A 6440-nucleotide genomic window follows, 5' to 3' on the forward strand; every position below is an offset into this window, starting at 1 on the left:
GAAAAATCTTGCGACGAGAGTCGCGTAATCGGAGCGGGGCCTCTTTAACTCCGGTGTACTTCAGCAGCCTGCTAGGGTCGGATGTAACACCGATAAGTCGGAAAGTGGCTCTACGAAAGCACTCGATCTGCATCGAAAGAGGGAAGCGAATGCCTGGTGGCAGGCATTCGCGAAGGCAAAGGAGGACGCCAATAACCACCTGGCGGCTAGGCACGAAATCTAATGAAATACTCAGCGGCGTTGCTGGTTAGGTATGCGAAACGTACGGACAATTCTGAGGTTTTGCCTGTTTCGAGGGCGCTGCATCCCGCTCCTCGCTCCACATCTGGAGCAGCAGCCGGGTCTGCTCTCGCACTGTCGACTTGAGCAATTCGCTCTTCACTGCATCGATCTCATTCCATCCGAGCAGCGTGAGCGCCGAGCGTGACGAGACGTGGAACACGAGCAGTTGCCCCTGCAGGCTGAGCAAGCGAATGAGCGTAACGGGATCGTCGACGGCCAACCCGGTAATGCGCGAGATCAGCTTCGCGCCAGCCTCGTTTAGTGGTTGCCGCAAGCGCCGCGCCAGGATCTCAGACGCGATGCTCGGCTCGTGCCCGGCGTGTTCGCGCGCGAAGAAGAGCCGCTGGTTCGACGACGCATACCCCTTGATGAACATGCGGTCCGCAATAGCCTCCTGAATACGTATAAACGCATCGATCAGCGCGGGCGTGTCGCCGTTGTCGCGCAGTACCTCGGCGGCATGCCCGGCGATGGGCGCGAGGTTGGTCCAGGCGTCCTCCGCGAGTTGCTCGGCACAGGCGCGATAGACGCTCTCTTTGTTCTCGAAGTAATACCAAAGGGCAGGTGCCTTGACGCCGGCGCGCGCGGCGATGTCGCGCGTCGAGGCGCTGTCGAAGCCCCTTTCGCCGAAGAGTTCGATGGCCGCCTCAATGATCCGCAGCCGTGTCTCGTCGCCGCGCGCGTAGCCGCCCGCCGAAGGACGCCGCGGCCGCTCTATGTCGTTCATTTGACTCCTGTCTCAACGGATAAAATATGTCACTTGCTCGCGATCAAACGGCCATTTGCACGTGGTCTCATGGACACACCGGTCATCAGTGGGTGACCCTGGCTCGCGCTCTTCATCGATACGATCTCGACATGCTGTTTGAGCGCCATGCGGCAAAAACGTATCGAGTGGGCTCAAGCGGCGATAAAAGCGATCTGGGTCACCCGTCGTTACGCTGCCCCGGTTGCGGGTTGGCAACATCCATCGACACTCTCCTGAGCGCTCATCACACCTGCAGCCGTTCCTTCACTGCCGACGAGTTAACAACGTCCCCCGAACGCGCGCAGAGGTTCGTCAATATGTTTTTTATCAACTCGTTAGTGTTAACGCCCGCCTGCGGATTCGACAAGCAATAGAACTGAAGTCCGTCGAAGAGCGCCGAGAGTCCAAGTGCCAGTTCTGCAGCGGACAACGGTAGTGGTGGTCCCATCCTTTCGGCAAGCGCGGCGAGGTAGGTCGTTGCGGCTTGTAAGGAATTTCGCATGAGTACATTGAAGCGCGCGCGGAATCTCGCGTCGCGGGTTGCTTGTAACTTCGCCTCGGTCCACAGAAGATGACTTTCATTGTCGCGATAACACTCGCAGTAGTATTGGATCAGATACGATCCCATGTCGCCATGCAATGTCTGATCGTCGAAGATCGTACGCATACGGGCCATTGTGGCCCCTTGGTCGCGCGCTAGCAGTTCCAGGAGCAACTGCTGCTTGCAGCCAAAGTTTGAATAAAATGCGCCACGCGTATAGCCCGCAGCCGCGGTGATGTCCTCAAGGCTAGCCGCGGCAAATCCATCACTCAGGAAAACTCCTCGTGCAGCGTCAAGTAGACGCTGGCGGGTCAGGTCACGGCTCTGTTCGCGCGTAAGTCGGGTTGGTTTCGCGTATCTTGCCACTTTGCTTACCGTTCCTTTGCCCATCGCGACTCTTCCAGAGTCACGTACTGGGCGCAAGCTAAAAGGTTGTGCAACTTCTGGCTCCCGTGCACGAGTCGGTAGTGCCCTATGGATAAGTGACACTTTTAACGAGAGCTCAGTCCATCACATTACTGGTACGCCAATACCGGCTATCAACATCTCGTGAACCGCATATCCAATAGCGACAGACACACAACACGGAGCGCGCGACTTCTATTCCATGCGGACACGCTATTTTCGCGGCGCCATTCCCACTGTGCCCTCGTGCCATCGGCACGGCAGTTCTTTGATGCTCCAGAATTGGGATGCGCGAGCTACCGCATTCCAGCCCCATGGCACGAGTTTCCAGACTTCTTATGCTGCTGCGCCGGTACGGTCAGAGCTAGAGCCCATGGCAGCAGTCCGTCGAGGAGGGCATCGCTTTGAACGGATAAATCAAGTGCCGATAGGTCTCGATGTGTTCACCGACGTCGTACTCCTAATCAATTCAGGCATGTGGCATCTCATGTAAACCGACAAGATTCGTCACAGTGGTACTTCCTCCGCAATCTTTTTCGAGACTTCGACACACAAGGCCCTGATTAAGAATTTCCGCAATCTTGTTCGGACAAGGCGATAGGCTACTGCGCGAAGTTGAACCTTGATGATGGAATAAATGGCGCGCCCAACTGTTTTATAAACGGACGCATCGTGCAGTACACGTGGAGTTGTAAGAGACCGCCGTCAGAAACCTTGTCGGTTGAAGAATGACAATTGCACTTCGTCCATCGACCGGTAGGTCGGGCTGTAGCGGTGCACGCCCGATATATATCGGATTCCATGACAAGCGTGTGAAATTGGCTATCCATGTATCAAATCGAAAGCGATGACCGAAGCAGAACGACCGCTGCAATCCGCGATGGTAGGTGTGGCGTTATGAAACTCGTTACCGCAACCGTTCCAGAGTCCGTGCTGGACGACCTGCGTGACACCCTTGTATCGATCGGTATCAAGGGTATGACGATTTCGGCAGCGATGGACCGGCTATCCGAAGATATGGATGCGGAGCATGGGCATTCGCGACCTTGCGCATTCCCTAACGCGCGGGAGATCGTCCTCGAGACTGTTGTCAGTGCTGCGATCGTTAATGAGGTCGTGAATACGATTTCGGCATCGTGCAACAAGACCGCATCTGACGGCATTCCCATATTGGTTTCGGATGTGACGCTGAGCGTTCGCGTCAGAAACTTCGAACTTGTTACTGAAGGCTGAGGAGAAAAAATGGTGCTACTTACGTCAAAAAGAAAGATTCTTTACGCAATTCTTTGCTTATCAACAGTTATCCTAATGTTTGGCCTATTGGCGCACGCGGAAGCACAAACCTCCGTGGCGACGGTCGCTACCGCTACTGCTATAGCCCCGGCAGCACCCGCGGCACCGTTCTCCGTGGATTCATCGAAGATCAGTTCGGGCGATACCGCTTGGATGCTGACCTCCACCGCTCTCGTGCTGTTCATGACGATTCCGGGCCTCGCACTGTTCTATGGTGGCATGGTCCGCAAGAAGAACGTGCTCGCGACGCTAATGCAGAGCTTCACGATAACCTGCGTCGTCACGATCGTCTGGACCATGGTGGGCTACAGCCTCGCGTTCACGCCCGGAGGATTGTTCCTCGGGGGCTTCTCTCGCGTCCTCCTGGCCGGCATGAATTACATCAAGAGTGACAAGGGCACGACGTTGACCGTCAGCCACCTGGCGCCGACGATCCCGGAAACGGTCTACTTCGTCTATCAGATGACGTTTGCGATCATCACCCCCGCGCTGATCACCGGTTCGTTTGCAGACCGGATGAAGTTCTCGTCAATGCTGGTGTTCATGACGCTGTGGTCGATCATCGTCTACGCGCCGATCGCACACATGGTCTGGGAACCGAGCGGCTGGCTGGCTAGCGCGGGCATCCTCGACTTCGCAGGCGGCACGGTGGTGCACATCAACGCGGGTATCGCCGGCCTTGTCTGCTGTCTGGTGCTCGGCAAGCGTGTTGGCCACGGCCGTGAAGAAATGGCGCCGCACAATCTGACGCTGACCCTGATCGGTGGCGCCATGCTGTGGGTGGGCTGGTTCGGTTTCAACGCGGGTTCCGCAGTGGCGGCTGATGGCCGTGCCGGTTTCGCGATGGTAGCAACGCAATTGGCGACAGCCGCAGCAGCGCTCTCATGGATGTTCGCCGAATGGATTGCCAAGGGCAAGCCGTCGGTGCTAGGTATTGTGTCGGGTGCAGTGGCGGGGCTGGTGGCGGTTACGCCGGCTTCGGGTTATGTCGGCGTGACTGGCGCGCTCGTGATCGGTATCGCTGCTGGTGTGATCTGCTTCTGGTCGGCCACGTGGCTCAAACGCAGGGTCGGCTATGACGATTCGCTTGACGCCTTCGGCGTGCACTGCATCGGTGGGATCGTGGGTGCGCTGCTGACCGGTGTGTTCGCGGTCAAGGACATTGGCGGCGCGGAAGGCGATATTGTTTTGCAGGCGGAGGGAGTGCTCACCACGCTCATCTATAGCGGCGTGATGAGCTTCATCTTGCTGAAGATCATCGACATGCTCATGGGCCTGCGTGTGACGGAAGAAGAGGAGCGCGATGGGCTGGACGTCACGCTGCACGGCGAACACGTTGCTTGATGGAGACCGCGATGAACAACAAGGTATCGATAGCTGCGAGCCGGCGCACACAAGGGGCGGAATCCCCAATGCTTTCCGGTCCTTCGCCGAATGTAACGCGGGAGTTGACCGAGTCTCCGGACGAAGCTCTTTATAAGCTCTTTCTGGAACCGGGCCAGACAGAGCTTCCAGCCAAGCGCGTCACGGAAAGATTTCGTGCGGCGGGAATCTTGAGCGATGACCCGCGGGCAAAAGAAATATTCGAACGCCTGGAGGCGGAGAAACACGCAGGGTCCTCCTTGTCTCTCGGTGGATTCATTGAACTGTTTGCTCTTAACCCGAGCCTCTTTCGTCGTGTTGCGGAGGACTCGCTCGCGATACCCGACTGGGACGAGTTGTGCCGCTCCATCGGCAAGATCTTTCATGAAACGGCAAAAGTGACAGAAGGAAAGGTCGCTGCCTATATCCCCGAGCTTGCTCGCGTGCCCGCTTCAAAATTCGGACTGAGCGTGTGCAGTGTCGACGGACAAAGAATGCGTTTCGGGGACGCGAAGGATCTCTTCAGCATCCAGTCAATTTCGAAAACCGTGAGCTATTGCCTCGCCTCCGAAGAGTTGGGGGCGGAATCAGTGCACACCCACATTGGTCGGGAGCCGAGTGGCGACTCCTTCAACGCGATCACGCTGGATTCGCGCCAGCGGCCGCACAATCCAATGATCAACGCGGGGGCCATCGTCAGTTGCTCGCTAATCAAGAGTGGCCAGTCTGCGTCGGAGCGTTTCGCGCACGTCTTCGATACATGGAGACGGCTCACGGCCGGCGGGGACGTCTCGTTCAACAATACCGTGTTCTTGTCGGAGAGGGATTCGGCAGACCGGAATTTCGCATTGGCGTACTTTCTTCGAGAGAATGCGGCGTTTCCGAAAAACACCGGCATTTCCGCCACGCTGGATTTCTATTTTCAGTGCTGCTCGGTGGAAATGACATGCGACTCGATGGCCATTGCCGCCGCGACCCTCGCTAACGGCGGCGTGAATCCATTAACGAATGAGCGGGTCTTCTCAATCGACACGGTCAAGAACTGTCTATCTCTTATGCACTCCTGCGGGATGTACGATTTTTCCGGAGAGTTTGCGTTCTTGATCGGCGTGCCTGCGAAATCTGGCGTCGGTGGCGGGATCATGGTTGTCGTTCCGGAAGTACTGGGCTGTTGCGTCTGGTCACCTCCGCTCGATGAGCATGGCAACAGTGTGCGGGGCATCGAGTTTTGCAAGTCGCTGATGTCGAAGTATTCCTTTCACAACTTCGACATTGTGTCGGGTGCGGAGGGGGAAAAAACGGACCCTACGCGTCGCAAGGTATCGGTGGGCAACGCGCGTATTGTGGATTTGTGCTGGGCCGCCGCCAAAGGAGACACGAAAGAGATTCAAAGACTCGTCGCGTCTGGCGCCAAGATCAACGGCGCTGACTATGACGGGCGAACTGCGCTGCATATTGCGGCCTCTGAGGGACAAGCAGCTTCGGTGCAGTACATCTTGCAGAACGGCGGGAATCGCGATGCAAAAGACCGATGGGGAAACACTCCGCTTGATGACGCCAAGCGTAGCGGGAACCGTGGGGTTGTGGAATTTTTTGAAAACATTCAGGGATAAAAGATGATTGCTTCGGTTATGAAACGACTCGTCGACGACGAGGTGAAATTTGTAGACTTGCGCTTTACGGACACGCGCGGCAAGCAGCAGCACGTTTCGGTGCCGGTTTCGGCATTCGGCGAAGACAAATTTGAAAGCGGCCACGCTTTCGACGGTTCGTCTATCGCCGGCTGGAAGGGCATCGAAGCGTCGGACA

6 protein-coding genes are annotated in these 6440 nt (G+C 56.8%); 4 read left to right on the top strand and 2 right to left on the bottom strand.

The window, feature by feature from the left end:
- Positions 1–247 precede the first annotated feature (247 nt).
- Positions 248–1009 carry a CerR family C-terminal domain-containing protein gene (locus AWB69_RS44525; protein ID WP_062093128.1) on the bottom strand — a complete coding sequence of 254 codons (762 nt, stop codon included), beginning with the start codon at positions 1007–1009 and terminating at the stop codon, positions 248–250.
- 265 nt (positions 1010–1274) lie between these two features.
- Entirely contained in the window at positions 1275–1961 is a 687-nt protein-coding gene (locus AWB69_RS44530; RefSeq protein ID WP_062093129.1) for a TetR/AcrR family transcriptional regulator, read from the bottom strand.
- Between the two features lie 912 nt (positions 1962–2873).
- Between AWB69_RS44530 and AWB69_RS44535 the strand changes: the two genes are divergently transcribed.
- The 4 genes from AWB69_RS44535 to AWB69_RS44550 form a co-directional block, all read left to right on the top strand.
- The gene (locus AWB69_RS44535) at positions 2874–3209 is read left to right on the top strand and encodes a P-II family nitrogen regulator (RefSeq protein WP_062093130.1); all 336 of its coding nucleotides are present in this window, start codon (positions 2874–2876) and stop codon (positions 3207–3209) included.
- A gap of 75 nt (positions 3210–3284) precedes the next feature.
- Complete coding sequence (locus AWB69_RS44540) at positions 3285–4613, top strand: ammonium transporter (protein ID WP_231937453.1); 1329 nt, start codon at positions 3285–3287, stop codon at positions 4611–4613.
- A 68-nt stretch (positions 4614–4681) separates the two neighbouring features.
- Entirely contained in the window at positions 4682–6244 is a 1563-nt protein-coding gene (glsA, locus tag AWB69_RS44545) for a glutaminase A (RefSeq protein WP_231937454.1), read from the top strand.
- A 3-nt stretch (positions 6245–6247) separates the two neighbouring features.
- Positions 6248–6440: glutamine synthetase (locus tag AWB69_RS44550; protein WP_197500489.1), on the top strand; the 193-nt coding region annotated here is incomplete at its 3' end.

The organism is Caballeronia udeis (assembly GCF_001544555.2).
GTDB classification, from domain to species: Bacteria; Pseudomonadota; Gammaproteobacteria; order Burkholderiales; family Burkholderiaceae; genus Caballeronia; species Caballeronia udeis.